The organism is Duganella guangzhouensis (assembly GCF_009674535.1).
Lineage (GTDB): Bacteria > Pseudomonadota > Gammaproteobacteria > Burkholderiales > Burkholderiaceae_D > Rugamonas > Rugamonas guangzhouensis.
In genome coordinates this window covers 133,640-149,434 of the sequence record NZ_WKJK01000011.1, presented here as the reverse complement: position 1 = coordinate 149,434, position 15,795 = coordinate 133,640, and the positions used below count along the sequence as shown (strand labels likewise).

Sequence of the window (15,795 nt, the reverse complement as noted above, 5' to 3'; positions counted from 1 at the left end):
GGGAGGGGCCGCCTACCTAGCTGGCGGTATATGCAATTTTGCAAAGGCGCTTTGCAGCTTTGTCCGTTCTCAGAAGGCGCTTTCCTCCCTACCATGCATACATCAAACAACGGAGGACACCATGTCTGACACGCTCACCATACAAGTCGCGGACGGCAGTTTTAACTGCTACGTAGCGCGCCCCGCCAACGTCGCCAGCGCACCGGTGATCGTGGTACTGCAGGAGATCTTCGGCGTCAACGCCGGCATCCGCAGCATCGCCGACGACTACGCCGCCAAAGGCTATATCGCCGTCGCCCCGGACCTGTTCTGGCGCGCCGAACCCGGCCTGAATATGTCCGAAGACAATCCGGGCGACTGGGCACGCGGCTTCGCGCTGTACAGCGCCTACAACTTCGATGGCGGCGTCGGCGACATCGCCGCCGTGGTGGCGGCGGCGCGCACCCTGCCCGGCGCCTCGGGCAAGGTCGGCGTCACCGGCTACTGCCTGGGCGGACTGATGACCTACCTGACGGCGGCGCGCGCCGAAGCCGACGCCTTCGTCGCCTACTACGGCGGCGGCACCGAGAACTACGCGGCCGAAGCACTGAACGTCGACAAGCCGCTGCTGTACCACCTGGCCGAAGAGGACGAGTACATCAACAAGGCGGCGCAGGAAACCATCCACGCCGCGTTCAATAGCAACCCGCACATCGAACTGCATAACTACCCGGCTTGCAACCACGCCTTTGCCCGCCCAGGCGGCAACCATTACGACACCGCCGCGGCCTCGCTGGCCAACGCACGCACCGACGCATTCTTTAAACAAAACCTGTCCTGAAAATAGAGAGGAAATATCATGTCCGAACAACTCAACCCGTCCCGCCGCAACATCATGGTCGGCAGCGCAGTCGCCGCCGCCGCCACCGCGATGGCCGCCGTCAGCAGCGAAGCCTCGGCCGCCACCGGCGCCGGCAAAGTCACCAAGACCGTCAGCACCATCACCACCCGCGACGGCGTCGAAATCTATTACAAGGACTGGGGTCCGCGTACCGGCCAACCGGTGATCCTCAGCCACGGCTGGCCACTGAGCTCGGATAGCTGGGAATCGGCCGCCTTCTTCCTGGCCAATAACGGCTTCCGCGTCATCACCCACGACCGCCGTGGCCACGGCCGTTCCAGCCAGCCCTGGGAAGGCAACGACATGGACCACTACGCCGACGACCTGGCGCAGCTGATCGAAGCGCTGGACCTGAAGAACATCATCCTGGCCGGCTTCTCGACCGGTGGCGGTGAAGTGGCGCGCTACGTCGGCCGTCATGGCACCAAGCGCATCGCCAAACTGGGCCTGATTTCCTCGGTGCCGCCGCTGATGCTGAAGACCGACACCAACCCGGACGGCCTGCCGATTGAAGTCTTCGACGGCATTCGCGCCGGCCAGGTCAAGGATCGCGGCCAGCTGTATCTGGATATCGCCTCCGGCCCGTTCTACAACTACAACCGTCCTGGCGCGAAACCATCGCAGGGCATCATTCAAGCCTGGTACGCGCAGGGCATGCAAGGTGGCTTTAAAAACACCTACGACTCGATCAAAGCCTTCTCGGAAACCGACTTCCGCGAAGACCTGAAAAAGTTCGACAAGCCGACGCTGGTGATCCACGGCGACGACGACCAGATCGTGCCAATCAAAGCCGCCGGCATCGCCTCGGCCAAAATTGTGAAAGGTGCAAAGCTGATCGTCTATCCAGGCGCCCCGCATGGTCTGACGGATACACATAAAGATAAGTTTAATAACGACTTCCTGGCTTTCGCGAAGTCCTGACCAGAAACCGCCTGCGGGCGGTTTTTTTCTGTGATAAGGTTCCTTCACCATGATGGAACTCTTCTCACAGCCGCAAGATCTCGGCCTGCTTAACTACGGCACCTACTCGCCGTCGCTGGTCATTTTATCCATACTCGTTGCCGTCTTCTCATCGTGGATGGGATTGCAAGTGGCGGCGCAGGCGCGCCTCGCGCGCACTCGCGGCCTGCGCGCCGCCATGCTGACCACCGGCAGCCTGGCGCTGGGCTGCGGTGTCTGGGCCATGCACTTCATCGGCATGCTGGCCTTCGACCTGTGCACCGATGTCGATTACGACCACAGCATAACGCTGCTATCGGTGCTGCCCAGCCTTGCGGCGTCGTGGGTGGCGTTGTTCATCATCAGCATGCGGCACGTCAGCCGCATCTCGCTGATCAGCGGCGGCGTGCTGGTGGGCGCCGGCATCGGCGCCATGCACTACACCGGCATGGCCGCCATGCGCATGGCGCTCGACCTGCGCTACGATCCCTTCATGTTCGGCCTGTCGATCGTGGTGGCGGTGGTGCTGGCCACGCTGGCGCTGTGGATACGCTTTGGCCTGCGCTCGCTGCGCCTGCCGCGAACCTTGATGGGCCTCACCAGCGCGGCGGTGATGGGTTGCGCCATCGCCGGCATGCACTACACCGGCATGGCGGCGGCGCGCTTCATCGGCAAACTGCCGCCGGATGTCTCGCCTGAACAGAATTACACCTTTGTGGCGCTGGCGATCGCGCTGATCAGCGTCGCCGTTACCGTATTCGCCATGGCCGCCAACGGCATGCTGCGCTATCGCCAGATGTACCAGCAGCAGACCGAAAGCCAGGCCTGGATGCGCGCCCTGCTGACCACCACCGTCGACGGCGTCATCACCATCGACCGCGAAGGCGTGATCCATGACTTCAACGCTTCCGCCGAACGCATTTTCGGCTGGCCGCACGATGAAATCGTCGGCCGCAATATCCGCCTGCTGATGGCGGATGTTGAGCGCTCGGAGCAGGACGGCCTGCTGCAATTCCTCGACAGCGACAGCGCCGCCTTGCCCGGCAAGGGCAGCGAGGTGCTGGCGGTGCGCCGGGACGGCAGCGTGGTGCCGATCCGGCGCGCGCTGGGTCACGCGCGGCGCGCGGAGCGCGATCTGTTTGTGCTGTTCATTACCGACATCACCGAACGCCGCGCCATCATGCAGGCGCTGCGCGACAGCGAACAGCAATTCCGTTCGCTGATCGGCAATATCCCCGGCATCTCGCTCCGCAGCAGCAATGTGTTCGACGCGCCGCCGGCGTTTGTCAGCGACGGCATCGAACTGCTGGCCGGTTATCCCGCCAGCGATTTCGTTGGCCCCGACCGCAAGCGCACCCTGGGTTCGCTGATTTGCGAGGACGACCAGCAACGCCTGATGGAGGTGATTTCGCGCGCCTTTGCCGAGCAGAGTACCTACCAGGTCGAATGGTGCCTGCTCCACGCCGACGGCAGCCGCCGTTTCGTCTGGGAGCACGGCGCCGTAACGCAGGACGAAACCAACCCGGAAGTGCGCTGGATCGACGCCGTCATCTTCGACATCAGCGAACGGCGCGAGATGGAACAGCAAATGCGCCAGGCCAAGGATACCGCCGAACAGGCGGCGGCGGCACGCGCCAGCTTTGTGGCCAATATGAGCCACGAGATCCGCACCCCGATGAACGCCATCCTCGGCTTCACCGACGTGCTGCTGGATACACCGCTGAACAACGAACAGCGGCGCCACCTGGACACGGTGCGCAAGGAAGGCCGCTCGCTGCTACGCCTGCTCAACGAGATTCTCGACACCGCCAAGCTGGATAAGGGCGCGATGGAACTGGAGCCGGACGATTACAGCCTGCTCGGACTGATCGACGAACTGGCCTCCACCTTCGGCAGCAACGCCCGCAGCAAGGGACTGGTGATCGACATCGGCTATGACGCCGCGCTGCCGGCCTGGCTGCACGGCGACGAACTGCGCATGCGCCAGATCCTCGGCAACCTGCTGGACAACGCCATCAAGTTCACCGCCGCCGGCAAGGTCAGTCTGAAGGCCGGCCTGCAACAGGGACAGCTGCACATCGCGGTGCAGGACACCGGCATCGGCATCGCGCCGGAGCGCATCAACGCCATCTTCGATCCCTTCACCCAGGCCGACGCCTCGATGACGCGGCGCTTCGGCGGCACCGGTCTGGGCACCACCATCAGCCGCCAGTTGGTCAGCCTGATGGGCGGCAAAATCTGGGCCGAGAGCACGCCGGGCCAGGGCACCACCTTCCACGTGCTGCTGCCGCTGGAGGCGGCACGCAACGGCAAGCAGCAAAGCAGTGAACGCAGCGACTATCCGCTGCCGCCGCTGCAAGTGCTGGCGGCCGACGACGTGCCGCAGAATCTGGAGCTGCTGTCGCTGCTGCTGGCCAAGCGCGGCCACACGCTGGCACTGGCGCACGACGGCGCGCAGGCCTTGCAGATGAGCGCCGAGCGGCGCTACGACGTGCTGCTGATGGATATGCAGATGCCCGGCATGGACGGCCTGGCCGCCACCCGCGCCATCCGCGCCCGCGAGCAGCAGGACGGCACGCCGCCGCTGCCGATCGTGGCGATGACGGCCAGCGTGCTGGCGGCGCACCGCGAAGCCGCCGCCAACGCCGGCATGGACGGTTTCGCCTCCAAGCCGGTGGACTGGCACACGCTGTCACACGAAATCGCCAGGGTGCTGAAACTGGCGCCGCTGGCGTCGGCGCCGGCGCCGTCCGAGGCGGCGCGCCAGCGCGTGCTGAATCAGAAGGCCGGCCTGCAGCGCTGGGCCGATCAGGAAGACGCCTATCACCAGGCGCTGCACCGCTTCGTCGCCGACTACAGCACCACCGCCGCCACGCTGGCCAAGCTGCTGGGCATCGACAGCGATACCCGGCCGGCCGGAACGCAGCTGACCGAGTTGCGCCTGGCCGAGGCGCAGGCATGGTGCCACAAGGCGCGCGGCGTGGCCGCCAACGTCGGCCTGGAACAGCTGGCGGCCACGCTGGCGCAGATCGAGAAGCTGTGCGGCTCGCCGCAGCGCGATGGCGAACAGACCTCACCCACGCTGCAGACCGAACTGGCACAGGCGCAGCGCACGCTGGCGGCGCAGCTGGATGCGGCGCTGTCGGCGATCCACGCGCTGGCACCGCCGCGCGGCAAGTGGCTGGAGGCGCCGACGCCGGCGCCGGCCTTCGACCTGGCAGTCGCGCGCCAGAAGTCGGCAGCTCTGCTACCATTCCTGCAGCGCGGCGCGCTGAACGACGCCGCCCTGACCGCGCTGACGGCCGCCCTCACCGGCGCGCCGCCGGAACTGGCGCAGCAGCTGAGCGCCGTGCAGGACGCATTGAACGATTTCGACTTCCCGCAAGCGCAGGCCGCATTGCAGGCATTACAGGCCAGCCTGTCCACGGAGAACCCATGATAACCACCCACCAAGCCAATCAACCGCAGATCCTCGTGGTGGACGACGAGGCCAGCAACCTGCAACTGCTGCGCCACATCCTGCAAGACCATTACCGCCTGCTGTTCGCCAAGGACGGCCCGCGCGCCATCGAGCTGGCGCGCTCGGAACATCCGCAACTGATTTTGCTGGACGTGATGATGCCGGGCATGACCGGTTACGAAACCTGCAAGCTGCTGAAGGCCGATCCGGCCACCGCCGCCATCCCGGTGATCTTCGTCACCGCGCTGAACGACACCGACGACGAAGTGATCGGCTTCGAGGCCGGCGCGGTCGACTACATCACCAAGCCGGTCAGCCCGCCGATCGTGCGGGCACGGGTGCGTACTCACTTGTCGCTGGTGGGCGTGGATGAACTGAAGAAGACCCGGCTGGAAATCGTCCAGCGGCTCGGCCTCGCGGCCGAATTCAAGGACAACGAAACCGGCTTGCACGTGATCCGCATGAGCCACTACTCGCGCATCCTCGGCCTGGCGCTGGGCATGACCGAGGCCGAAGCGGAAGACTTGCTGCACGCCGCGCCGATGCACGACGTCGGCAAAATCGGCATCCCGGACAACATCCTGCGCAAGCCGGCCGCGCTGGACGCCGACGAATGGAAGGTGATGCAATCGCACGCCAGCATCGGCGGCGATATCATCGGCAAGCACCCGCACGGCATGCTGGCCATGGCCTACGACGTCGCCATGACTCACCACGAAAAATGGGATGGCAGCGGTTATCCGAACGGCCTGAAAGGCGAAGAGATTCCGCTGGTCGGCCGCATCGTGGCGATTGCCGACGTGTTTGACGCCCTGACTTCGGCCCGTCCCTACAAGGAAGCCTGGCCGGTGGAAAAGGCGGTCGAGCATATGCAGGCGCAACGCGGCCAGCATTTCGAGGGTCGTTTGGTCGACATCTTCTTCACCCAGATGCCGGCGCTGCTGGAGGTCAAGGAACGCTGGGCGGAGAAGTAATCAGAGCGCGGCCAACGGCAGCACGATGCGCGCCACCAGGCCGGGCGCGCCATCCTCCAGCACCAGCTGGCCATGGTGCGCCTTGGCGGTGGCGCTGACGATCGACAGCCCGAGCCCATTGCCTGGCATGTGGCGGCTCTTGTCGAGCCGGTAGAAGCGCTGCGTCACCTTGTCGCGCTCCGTGTCCGGAATGCCGGGACCATTGTCGTGCACCGCGATCGACGCTTCGCCGCGATACAGGCCGGCCCGCACGTGGATGGTGGCGCCGGGACCGGCGTATTTGATGGCGTTGTCGAGCAGGCTGGCGACCGCGCTGGCCAGCAGGTTGCGGTCGCCGTCGACGTGCAACGACTGCGGCGCGTCCACCATCAGCTTGATGTCGCTGTCTTCCGCGATGGCTTCATACATCTCACCGATATCGGCCACCACCCGCGCCAGGTCCAGCCGCTCGAACAGGCGCGCGCGCATGCCGGATTCCGCCTCGGCGATTTGCAGCAGGCGTTCGAACAGCCGTATCAGATCATCGATATCATCGATGGCATCGTGGGCGGCGCCGCTCAGGCGCGGCACCGTCATCTCGTGGCGCAGCGCGTCGTCGAGGCGGCCGCGGATGCGGCTCAGCGGCGTGCGCAAATCGTGGGCGATGGCGTTGGAGACGTCGCGGATACCTTCCATCAGCAGCTCGATGCGGTCCAGCATGCGGTTGATGTCGCGGTTCAGCAGCGCGAATTCGTCGTTGCCGCTGATGGGAATGCGGCGGCTCAGATCCCCCTCCTCGATCTGCGCGGCGGTGCGGCGGATTTCGCCCAGGCGTGCCTCGATACTGCGCCGGAACAGCAGCGCGCCGACGATGGTCAGCATCAGCGATACGCAGGCGCCGGCCAGCAGCGCGCGCCAGATCACTTCGCGCACCGCCTCTTCCTCACTGAGGTCGCGGCCGACAATCAGCACCCCGCCGCCGATCAGCGGCCGCAGATACAAGCGCCCGGTGGTGCTGCGGCCGTAGCGCAGCACGTTCTCGGTCACCATGTCCTCGCCGTCGATCACGCGCGGCCAGGAACCCAGGTTGCCGGCCACCGGCGCGCCGTCGGCGTCCAGCAGTTGGAAGATTTCGCGGTCATTGTCGATGCCGTCGGTCAGCAGGCGGTGTACCTCGCCTTTCAGCGCGATCAAGCTGCCATCGCCGACATTTTCCATCATGCGCTCGGACTGCGCCTCGATCTTGCCGTCGATATCCTGGTCGATGACGCCGATGGTGCCGCTATAGAACACCACCGATACCGCCACGATCGAGATCAGGCCGAGCAGGCCGTAACCCAGCACCAGCTTGGCGGCGATCGAGGCACGGAATTTAAACAAGCGGCGGCTCCGCCTGTTCCGGCGGCGTCACGCCCATGCGGTAGCCGACGCCGCGCAGCGTGTGGATCAGCTGCAGCGGGAAGTCCTTGTCGACCTTGGCGCGCAGGCGCGAGATCTGGACGTCGATCACATTGGTCTGCGGGTCGAAGTGATAGTCCCACACCGATTCCAGCAACATGGTGCGGGTCACCACCTGGTTCTCGTTGCGCATCAGGTATTCCAGCAGGCGGTACTCGCGCGGCTGCAGCGTGATGACCTTGACGCCACGGGTGACGCGCAGCGTGCGCAGATCCAGCCGCAGATCGGCCACCTGCAGCTGGGTGCTGTCGGCGCCGGGCGCGCTGCGGCGCAACAGCGCCTCGACCCGCGCCAGCAGCTCGGAAAAGGCGAATGGTTTGGGCAGATAATCGTCGGCGCCGCCGCGCAGGCCGGTGACGCGGGCATCGATGGTGCTCAGCGCGCTGACGATGATGACCGGGGTCTGCTTGCCCAGCGCGCGCAGCTTGTCGACGATGGACAGGCCGTCGATCCGGCCCGGCAGCATGCGGTCGAGGATGATGATGTCCCAGTCTTCATTGCTGGCATGGTCCAGGCCATCGGGACCATTGGCGGCGGCGGTGACCTGATAGCCGGCCTCGCGCAGTCCCTTGCAGATGTAATTGGACGTTTCGGCTTCGTCTTCGATCACCAGGCAACGCACGCGAGTCTCCAGAATTCAGTGGCAAGCGCCTATTCTACCTTGGCCGCGCCAGCAACTCACGGTATAGCGCATGGTAGTCTTCGGCCATTTTTTCGGCGGTGAACAGCTGCCAGTAACGCGCCTCGGCGCGCCGGCCCATCGCGGCCGCCTGCTCCGGGTGCTCCCACAGCTGACGCATGGCCGCGCCCAGCGCCACCGGATCGTCGGGCGGCACCACCAGGCCGGTGTCCTGATCGATATTGATGTAGGTGGTGCCGGTGCCGATCTCGCTGGAGATCATCGGCTTGCCATACATCGCGCCCTCCAGCAGCGAGATGCCAAACGCCTCCGAACGCAGGTGCGATGGGAACACCATGGCATAGCTCAGTTCCAGCAGAGCTGCCTTGTCTTCCTCGTTGACGGCACCGATGAACTGGACGTGGGTCAGGCCGAGACGCTGCGCGTGCGCCTTCAGTTCGCGCTCGATCGGGCCGGCGCCGACAATCACCACCGGGTAATCGACATTGGCCATCGCATCCAGCAGGATGTGCAAGCCCTTGTAGTAGCGCAGCACGCCGACGAACAGGAAGAAACGCTCGCCGCACTGGGCGCGCCAGCGCGCTTTCACTTGTTCCGAAGGCGTTGGATAGGTGGTCTTGTCCAGGCCGAAGGGAATCACGCTGGTCTTGTGTTCAAAGCGCTGCAGCACGTCCGACGAGGCCATGTAGTTGGGTGAGCTGGCCACCACCGCATCCACGCTGCCGAGGAAGCGGCGCTTGAGCGGGCCATATACGCGCAGCAGATTTTTCTGGCGCACGATGTCCGAGTGGTAGGTCACCACGCTCGGCTTGTCGATACGCGCCATGAAGTGCGCCAGGTCCATGAACGGCCACGGAAAATGGTAGTGGATCACGTCGGCGTCGCGCGCCAGCCTGGCCAGCTTGCGCACCGCGTCAACCGAAAAGCCGGTGGAGGCGATTTCGAAATCCAGCGCCGCGCGGTGCACGGTGTGGCCTTCGATTTCCAGCTCGGGCCGGGCCTTGTCGCGGGTCAGGGTCAGCACTTCGTTGTGCACGCCGAGGCGGCTGGTGCTGCGGCACATCTGGCGTATCACCTGCTCGATGCCGCCCCAGGTGTCCGGATAATAAGTCTTGTAGAAATGGAGGACGCGCATAGCTTCAGCGGGACAGCACTTGGTGATAGACGGCGACGGTGTTACGCGCGGCGGCGTCCCAGGTCAGTTCCAGCGCGCGGCGGCGGCCGGCGGCGATGCAGCGCGCGCGCACCGCGTCGTCACGCACCAGCGCGGTCATGGCGGTGGCGATCTCGCCGGTCGACAGCGGATCGAATTCCAGCGCCGCGCCGTCGGCCACTTCCGGCAGCGAGGTGGTGTTGGAACAGGCCACCGGCACCCCGGCCGCAAACGCCTCCACCAGCGGCAGGCCGAAGCCCTCGTGCAGCGAAGGGAAGATAAAGGCGCCGGCGCCGGCGTACAGATGGCGCAGGTGACGGTCGTCGGTCAGTTGGTCCAGCCACACCACGTTTTCGCCGCGCTGCTGCAAGTCCTTGAGGCGCTTGACCAACTCCTCGCTGCGCCAGCCGCGCTGGCCGACGACCACCAGTTGGCGCGCCGAGCGCAGCACCGGCGGCAAGGTCAGATAGGCGTCCAGCAGGCGCTCAATATTTTTACGTGGCTGTAGCGTGCCGACGAACAGGAAATAACCGTGGCGCAGGCCGTGCAGCGCCAGCGTGATATCGCGCTCGGCGTCCGGCGGCGCGTCCAGCCAGTCGTCGCCGACGCCGTGGTGGACCACGCTGATCCGGCGCTCGTCGACGCCAAAGCATTCGACCAGTTCGCGGATCGAGAAATGCGAACCGGTGATGACATGCGCCGCCTTGCGCGCGGCCTTGGCCTGCAGCCAGTTCTTCAATTTACGCGCCTTGGGGCTGGCCCATTCCGGATGCGACACCGGCACCGCGTCGTGCAGCGTGGCCACCACCGGCACGTCCATGCGCACGATGCGGTAGTCGGTGGCGTGGAACAGGTCGAGCGGCGCCGCGCCCTTGGGCAGCGCGGTTTGGGTACTCAGGTGCACCGAGGCCGGCAACATCAGATCGCCCAGCGTCGCCAGCGGGAACGACAGCGGCAGCGCGCGGCCCAGTTTCAGCTTGCTGGTGTCGCCATGCGGCGCGAACGACAGCGGCTGCACCTCGACCCCGGCCTGCGGAAGATGCCGCAGCAGCGAGCGGCTGTATACACCCAGGCCATCCAGGCGGCCATTGGTCAGCACCGGTTCGGCCGTCGTCACCGACAGGCCGACACGCAAATCAGGCACGGCGTTCACGCTGAATACATCCAGCGCAGCGTATCCGCCAGCGGCGGCGTGTCGATCGCGCCGATCACGCCGGCCAGGCGGCGGTTATCGCCCACCAGCCGCACCACTTCATTGGCGCGCACGAAGGCCGGGTTGACGTGAACATTGATCTTGTAGCCGGCGATGTCGGCCATCATGTCCAGCGCCTCGCCCAGCGAATAGGCGTGGCCGGAGCAGATGTTGAAGGTCTGGCCGATGGCGGCCGGCGCCGCCAGCAGCTTGCGGTAGCATGAAGCCACCATCCGCACGTCGGAGAAATCGCGCCACACGTGCAGGTTGCCCAGCTCGATGTCGGCCGCCTTGCGGCGGAAGTGCGAGACGATTTTCGGCAGCAGGAAATTGTCCTGCTGGCCGACGCCGGTGTAATTGAAGGGACGCACCACGATCAGCGGCAGCTTGTCCTGCCACAGCCGCGCCATGTATTCCATGGTCAGCTTGCTGACCGCGTAATCGTTGGCCGGCGCCGCCGCCACCTCTTCATGAATCACGCCGACCTCGGTATTGCCATAGATATTGGCGCTGGAGGCCAGCAGCACCGCCGCCGGCTTGCGCGGCAGCGCGGCCAGCGCTTCCAGCAGGTTGCGGGTGCCGACCACGTTGACGCGGTAGATCTGTTCAACGTCGCCATGGGCGACAAAGGCGATCGCCGCCAGGTGCGCCACCACGTCCGGCCGCACCTGCTGTACCACCTCGGCCAGCGCGGCGCGGTCCAGCAGGTCGACCGCGAACTGATCGGCGCCCGCCACCTGGTCCGGCGACACCGTGCCGAACACCTGGTAGCCGGCCGCGCGCAGCTGCTGCGCCAGGTACTGGCCGGTGAAGCCGGACAAACCGGTGATCAGGGCACGCTTGCCCGTACCTTCAGCAGCCATGGGTACTCCTTGAATCAGAACGAGAAGCCGGCTTGATTGCGGCGCAGGTCAGCTTCGACCATCATCTGGCACAACTGTTCCAGCGTGGTCGATGGCTTCCAGCCCAGTTCCTTCTGGGCCTTGGCCGGATCGCCGATCAGCAGTTCCACTTCGGCCGGGCGGTAGAATTTCGGATTGACGCGCACCAGCACCTTGCCGGTTTTCTTGCAGGTGCCGATTTCATTGTCGGCCGAACCGCTCCAGTCCAGTGCCACATCCACCGCCTTGAAGGCCATGTTGACGAAGTCGCGCACGGTTTCGGTACGGTTGGTGGCCAGCACATAGGTGTCCGGATGATCGGCCTGCAGGATGCGCCACATGCCTTCCACGTATTCACGCGCAAAGCCCCAGTCGCGCTTGGCGTCCAGGTTGCCCAGTTCCAGCACGTCCAGCTGGCCGAGATGAATCTTGGCCACCGAGTCGGTGATCTTGCGGGTGACGAATTCACGGCCGCGCAGCGGCGACTCGTGATTGAACAGAATGCCGGAGCAACCGAAGATACCGTAGGATTCGCGGTAGTTCACCGTCATCCAGTGCGCATACAGCTTGGCCACGCCATACGGGCTGCGCGGGTAGAACGGGGTGTCTTCCTTTTGCGGCACGGCTTGCACCTTGCCGAACATTTCCGAGGTCGACGCCTGGTAGAAGCGGATCTTCGGATTGACGATGCGGATCGCTTCCAGCAGATGGACCGCGCCCACGCCGGTGATTTCCGCAGTGGTGACCGGCTGCTCGAACGACACGCCGACAAAGCTTTGCGCCGCCAGGTTGTACACCTCGTCCGGCTGCACGTTCTGCATCAGGCGGATGCTGGAGCCGAGGTCGGTCAGGTCATATTCAACCAGTTGCAGATTGGGGTGAGACTCAATACCCAGCTCTTTGATACGCCAGAAATTGACCGAGCTGGTACGACGATAAGTACCGGTGACATGGTAGCCCTTGTCCAGCAACAGCTCCGCCAGATATGCGCCATCCTGGCCGGTGATGCCCGTAACCAGGGCTTTTTTTATGTTCTGCATGGTGTTGACTAATCAATATCGTGGTGTCAGCCGGTCATTGTAACAGAGCGCTACAAACCGACTTCCAACCGAAAACCGCGATTTACATCACTTACATATTGTTACAGCGGAAATGAAAAAGCCGGTCACCGCGGTGGCGGCGACCGGCTTTTTGTTATCAAAAATTATACCTTACGTTGGGCTACCGCGTCCACCACGCACAGTGCGGTCATGTTGACGATGCGGCGCACGGTGGCCGATGGGGTCAGGATGTGCACTGGCTTGGCGCAACCCAGCAGGATAGGACCGACCGCGATGCCGTTGCCGGCCGCCGTCTTGACCAGGTTGTAGGCGATGTTGGCGGCCTCGATGTTCGGCATCACCAGCAGGTTGGCGTCGCCGGTCAGGGTCGAATTCGGCATGATGGCGTTGCGCAGTTTCGAATCCAGCGCGGTGTCGCCGTGCATTTCGCCATCCACTTCCAGCGACGGATCGCGCTGCTTGATCAATTCCAGCGCTTCGCGCATCTTCACCGCCGACGGGCTGTTGGACGAGCCGAAGTTGGAGTGCGACAGCAGCGCGGCGCGCGGCGACAGGCCGAAGCGGCGCATCTCTTCCGCCGCCATCACGGTAATCGCGGCCAGCTCGTTCGGGTTCGGATCTTCGTTGACGTGGGTGTCCACCATCACCAGCTGGCGTTCCGGCAGGATCAGCACATTCATGGCGGCATACACGCAAGCGCCTTCGCGGCGGCCCAGCACCTGGTCGATATAGTGCAGGTGCAGCTGGGTGGTGCCGAAGGTGCCGCAGATCATGCCGTCGGCATCGCCCTTCTTGATCATCATGGCGCCGATCAGCGAGTGGCGGCGGCGCATTTCTAGCTTGGCGTACTCCTGCGTCACGCCCTTGCGCGCGGTCAGCTCGTAGTAGGTGTGCCAGTAGTCGCGATAGCGCTCGTCATAATCAGGATTGATAACGTCGAAGTCGACGCCCTGCTTCAGGCGCAGGCCAAATTTGGCGATGCGTGCTTCCAGCACGGCCGGACGACCGACCAGGATAGGACGCGCCAGCTTCTCATCGACCACCACCTGCACCGCGCGCAGCACGCGCTCTTCCTCGCCCTCGGCGTAGACGATGCGCTTCAGTTCCAGCGGCGCCTTCTTGGCCACCTGGTACAGCGGCTTCATGAAGGTGCCCGAGCGGTACACGAACTGCTGCAGGCTCTCGGCGTAGGCTTGCAGATCCTGGATCGGACGGGTGGCGACGCCGGAATCCTCGGCCGCCTTGGCCACCGCCGGCGCGATCTTGATCAGCAGGCGCGGGTCGAACGGCATCGGGATCAGGTAGTCCGGGCCAAACGACAGGTTGCTGAAGCCGTAGGTGGTGGCGACCACGTCCGACTGCTCGGCGTGGGCCAGCTCGGCGATCGCGTGCACCACCGCGATTTCCATTTCACGGGTGATGGTGGTGGCGCCGCAATCGAGCGCGCCACGGAAGATGTACGGGAAGCACAGCACATTGTTGACCTGGTTCGGATAGTCCGAACGGCCGGTGCACATGACGGCGTCGCCGCGCACCGCCTTGACGTCTTCCGGCAGAATTTCCGGATTCGGATTGGCCAGCGCCAGAATCAGCGGATTCGGCGCCATCGATTTGACCATGTCCTGCTTCAGCACGCCGCCGGCCGACAGGCCGAGGAAGATATCCGCATCCGGAATAACTTCGGCCAGGGTGCGGGCCGAGGTGTCGCGCGCGAAGCGTTCCTTGTCCGGGTCCATCAACTCGGTGCGGCCTTTGTAGACCACGCCGGCCAGGTCGGTCACGTAGATGTTTTCGATCGGGAAGCCGAGATCGACGATCAGGTCCAGGCAGGCCAGCGCGGCGGCGCCGGCGCCGGATACCACCAGTTTACATTGCTTGATGTCTTTGCCGACCAGCGAAATGCCGTTCAGGATGGCGGCGCCAACGATGATGGCGGTGCCGTGCTGGTCGTCGTGGAATACCGGGATTTTCATGCGCTCGCGCAGCTGGCGCTCGATGGTGAAGCACTCCGGCGCCTTGATGTCTTCCAGGTTGATGCCGCCGAAGGTCGGCTCCAGCGCGGCGATCACTTCCACCAGCTTGTCCGGGTCCGATTCATTGATTTCGATGTCGAACACATCGATGCCGGCGAACTTCTTGAACAGCACGCCCTTGCCCTCCATCACCGGCTTGGCGGCCAGCGGGCCGATATTGCCCAGGCCCAGCACGGCGGTACCGTTGGTGATCACCGCCACCAGATTGCCGCGCGCGGTGTATTTAAAGGCGTTGGCCGGGTCGATGACGATTTCTTCGCAAGGCGCGGCCACGCCCGGGGAGTAAGCCAACGCCAGATCGCGCTGGTTGGTCAGTTGCTTGGTCGGCGTTACGCTGATTTTGCCCGGTGTCGGAAACTCGTGATATTCCAGCGCGGATGCGCGCAGTTGTTGACGAATTGCTTCTTTTTTCTCAGGTGACGAATCCATGCTTTACTGCCTTCCCATTTTTTGCGATCGAAGGCCTATGATTTTATCAGACCATATCTTGCAAATAAGTAGGTATTTTCACCAACAGCAAGAAGGTTTATCAGCATTTTTTATAAGCAACTCGGGCGTTAGCCGAATTTTTAGCCAGATTAACCATGGATGGCCGCAACATAATCAATTTTCCCCACTAATTACCTTTAGCTATCAATTGATGAAATTTAATTGAAAATAGTTATATTTCACGATATGCATCGTGCGCGGGCGGAATTCGGCTAAGCTGGCATGGTAAGTTGCTACTCAGGAGAAACCCATGTCCGACTTGATCGTTTCCTCCCGCCTGCCGGAACCGGCCGGTGCCTCCGTGCAAGGCGCGGCCTGGCAACAACTATTACACTGGCACGAAAACGGCCAGCAACTGGCGTTTGTCTACACCCGCTCGCTGGGCGGGCTGATCCACACCGGCCAGGGCACGCTGGAGCAGCTGAGCCTGGAAGCCGCCACCCTCCAGGCCGGCGCCAGCAAGCTGTACATCGTGCTGGCCAACGCCAGCTACGAGGCCGGGCCGCAGCTGTTCTTCACGCCCAATCTGCTGAGCCGCTTCCACGTCAACGGCGTGGCGGTGCGGCTGGCCAATCATGACTGGCTGTTCCTGTCGGACGAATCGCTGCCGGCGATCGGCATGGAAAATCTGCAGAAACGGCTGGAGTCATAGCGGT

12 protein-coding genes are annotated in these 15,795 nt (G+C 64.0%); 5 read left to right on the top strand and 7 right to left on the bottom strand.

Translation table 11 applies throughout. From position 1 onward, the window contains the following. The first annotated feature begins 121 nt into the window (after positions 1-121). From GJ699_RS20965 to GJ699_RS20950, 4 genes are read left to right on the top strand one after another with little or no spacing between them, the layout of a single operon-like run. A complete protein-coding gene (locus GJ699_RS20965; RefSeq protein WP_154379901.1) occupies positions 122-820 on the top strand; it encodes a dienelactone hydrolase family protein in 699 nt (232 codons plus the stop codon). A gap of 18 nt (positions 821-838) precedes the next feature. Continuing rightward, complete coding sequence (locus GJ699_RS20960) at positions 839-1,801, top strand: alpha/beta fold hydrolase (protein WP_154379899.1); 963 nt, start codon at positions 839-841, stop codon at positions 1,799-1,801. 49 nt (positions 1,802-1,850) lie between these two features. Further along, positions 1,851-5,258, top strand: a complete 3,408-nt coding sequence (locus tag GJ699_RS20955) for an MHYT domain-containing protein (RefSeq protein WP_154379897.1) — start codon at positions 1,851-1,853, stop codon at positions 5,256-5,258. Beyond that, positions 5,255-6,253, top strand: a complete 999-nt coding sequence (locus GJ699_RS20950) for a response regulator (protein ID WP_154379894.1) — start codon at positions 5,255-5,257, stop codon at positions 6,251-6,253. Before GJ699_RS20955 ends, GJ699_RS20950 begins: the two co-directional genes overlap by 4 nt. On the opposite strand, the gene GJ699_RS20945 is transcribed toward GJ699_RS20950, so the two are convergent. From GJ699_RS20945 to GJ699_RS20915, 7 genes are all read right to left on the bottom strand, one after another. Then, positions 6,254-7,612 carry a sensor histidine kinase gene (locus GJ699_RS20945; protein ID WP_154379892.1) on the bottom strand — a complete coding sequence of 453 codons (1,359 nt, stop codon included), beginning with the start codon at positions 7,610-7,612 and terminating at the stop codon, positions 6,254-6,256. Next, complete coding sequence (locus GJ699_RS20940) at positions 7,605-8,312, bottom strand: winged helix-turn-helix domain-containing protein (RefSeq protein WP_371867612.1); 708 nt, start codon at positions 8,310-8,312, stop codon at positions 7,605-7,607. Before GJ699_RS20940 ends, GJ699_RS20945 begins: the two co-directional genes overlap by 8 nt. 34 nt (positions 8,313-8,346) lie before the next feature. After that, on the bottom strand, positions 8,347-9,465 hold the full coding sequence (locus tag GJ699_RS20935) for a glycosyltransferase family 4 protein (RefSeq protein WP_154379890.1): 1,119 nt from the start codon (positions 9,463-9,465) through the stop codon (positions 8,347-8,349). A gap of 4 nt (positions 9,466-9,469) precedes the next feature. Continuing rightward, a complete protein-coding gene (locus tag GJ699_RS20930; RefSeq protein ID WP_371867611.1) occupies positions 9,470-10,636 on the bottom strand; it encodes a glycosyltransferase family 4 protein in 1,167 nt (388 codons plus the stop codon). Beyond that, complete coding sequence (locus GJ699_RS20925; RefSeq protein WP_154379886.1) at positions 10,633-11,538, bottom strand: GDP-mannose 4,6-dehydratase; 906 nt, start codon at positions 11,536-11,538, stop codon at positions 10,633-10,635. Before GJ699_RS20925 ends, GJ699_RS20930 begins: the two co-directional genes overlap by 4 nt. A 14-nt stretch (positions 11,539-11,552) precedes the next feature. After that, positions 11,553-12,596: a GDP-mannose 4,6-dehydratase gene (gene gmd, locus GJ699_RS20920; protein ID WP_154379884.1), complete on the bottom strand. Its 1,044-nt coding sequence runs from the start codon at positions 12,594-12,596 to the stop codon at positions 11,553-11,555. A gap of 164 nt (positions 12,597-12,760) precedes the next feature. Beyond that, positions 12,761-15,079 (bottom strand): NADP-dependent malic enzyme, encoded by a 2,319-nt coding sequence (locus GJ699_RS20915; protein WP_154379882.1) that lies wholly within the window; start codon positions 15,077-15,079, stop codon positions 12,761-12,763. A gap of 310 nt (positions 15,080-15,389) precedes the next feature. On the opposite strand from GJ699_RS20915, the gene GJ699_RS20910 reads away from it, so the two are divergent. Next, positions 15,390-15,791 (top strand): hypothetical protein, encoded by a 402-nt coding sequence (locus tag GJ699_RS20910; protein ID WP_154379880.1) that lies wholly within the window; start codon positions 15,390-15,392, stop codon positions 15,789-15,791. Positions 15,792-15,795: the final 4 nt, after the last annotated feature.

Bases quoted from the DNA above. Each gene is read 5' to 3' on its own strand.
- GJ699_RS20965 (WP_154379901.1), top strand. From the start codon at position 122: ATGTCTGACACGCTCACCATACAAGTCGCGGACGGCAGTTTTAACTGC.
- GJ699_RS20960 (WP_154379899.1), top strand. From the start codon at position 839: ATGTCCGAACAACTCAACCCGTCCCGCCGCAACATCATGGTCGGCAGC.
- GJ699_RS20955 (WP_154379897.1), top strand. From the start codon at position 1,851: ATGATGGAACTCTTCTCACAGCCGCAAGATCTCGGCCTGCTTAACTAC.
- GJ699_RS20950 (WP_154379894.1), top strand. From the start codon at position 5,255: ATGATAACCACCCACCAAGCCAATCAACCGCAGATCCTCGTGGTGGAC.
- GJ699_RS20935 (WP_154379890.1), bottom strand. From the start codon at position 9,465: ATGCGCGTCCTCCATTTCTACAAGACTTATTATCCGGACACCTGGGGC.
- GJ699_RS20925 (WP_154379886.1), bottom strand. From the start codon at position 11,538: ATGGCTGCTGAAGGTACGGGCAAGCGTGCCCTGATCACCGGTTTGTCC.
- gmd (WP_154379884.1), bottom strand. From the start codon at position 12,596: ATGCAGAACATAAAAAAAGCCCTGGTTACGGGCATCACCGGCCAGGAT.
- GJ699_RS20915 (WP_154379882.1), bottom strand. From the start codon at position 15,079: ATGGATTCGTCACCTGAGAAAAAAGAAGCAATTCGTCAACAACTGCGC.
- GJ699_RS20910 (WP_154379880.1), top strand. From the start codon at position 15,390: ATGTCCGACTTGATCGTTTCCTCCCGCCTGCCGGAACCGGCCGGTGCC.